This is a genomic window from Polaromonas sp. DSP2-3-2b2, from assembly GCF_049895905.1.
Taxonomy (GTDB): Bacteria; Pseudomonadota; Gammaproteobacteria; order Burkholderiales; family Burkholderiaceae_C; genus Polaromonas.
The window spans coordinates 1-965 of record NZ_JAFCTH010000060.1 but is presented as its reverse complement, the minus strand read 5'-3'; the positions used below and the strand labels follow the sequence as shown (position 1 = coordinate 965).

General features: G+C 50.8%; 1 protein-coding gene. It reads right to left on the bottom strand.

The features are described from left to right. Nucleotides 1-622, bottom strand: a 622-nt coding sequence (locus ACP7AD_RS18545) for a KAP family P-loop NTPase fold protein (RefSeq protein ID WP_426166415.1), incomplete at its 3' end; no start/stop codon positions are given. Between the last annotated feature and the right edge of the window lie 343 nt (nucleotides 623-965).

The following is a 965-nucleotide window of genomic DNA, read 5'->3' as shown; positions in this document are numbered from 1 at the left end:
TATTTTTGCCATTTCCGTTTTCCTTGTCTGAATTGAACCACTCAGCAAGGGATACGTTTTTCAGGGGCAAGGTCAGTTCAATGGCTTTAGCCACCTCCTGACGAAACTTTTCAAGTGATTTCTTTTCCTTCTGGAACGCATCAACCGCATCGCCAGCCAATCCACCAGCCACTTCGGTAGCGACCGCTTCAATGTCTTTTTCAAGATCGAGACCGCCCAGAGTGGCGGCCTTGGCCACCGCAATCACGCCTCGCTTGGCGACTGCTGTGGTGATCTTGCGAGCGGTCTGCAAGTGAGTCCGAAACTGGGATTGCGCCGCACCATTCGGCAACCGAATCTCGTCAATCGCCGATACCAGCGCCACCAAGGGATCGTTCACATAGTCCACCTGCCAAGCATTGAAATACACGCACAGGAAATCTTGCCGCCCGAGATCTGCTTGCAACATTTTGACGAGCGTTGTTTTGCCAGTACCCCAAGGGGAATCAAGCGCCAGAACAAACGGACCTGCAAGGCGGCCAATCAGGCCAGAAAGAAATTCGACCAAGGGCTTGCGGTTCAAGGCATCGTTCTTGAAAGGCTCGTCCGCTGGGACTTCCAGTTCTTGCACGCGATATTTCATGGTCAGTGGTTTGTATTGAAGGCTTGAGCCAAGTCGGTTGCGTATTGCTTGCACAAGCTGAACATTGAATTCAGCGTGCTAACGAAGAATGCTGGTAGCAGCACCTGCGATGTTGCTGGGGCATTCTAGGAGGTGTCCCATGCCAGTTTGGAGCATATTGAGGGCATGAACCGCCTCAAAAAATGTCTAGATCACGCTGTCATTGAAAGCTCGACTGATTTTTTAAGAAAAATAAGCCTTTTGCGCATGCTGCGCGGGCGCAAGCAGCTATTTTTTTAGGGGCTTAGGAACCAGAGCTTATCGACAGCTAAGCTAAGTTCCTATCGTGATTCAGAAAAACCGG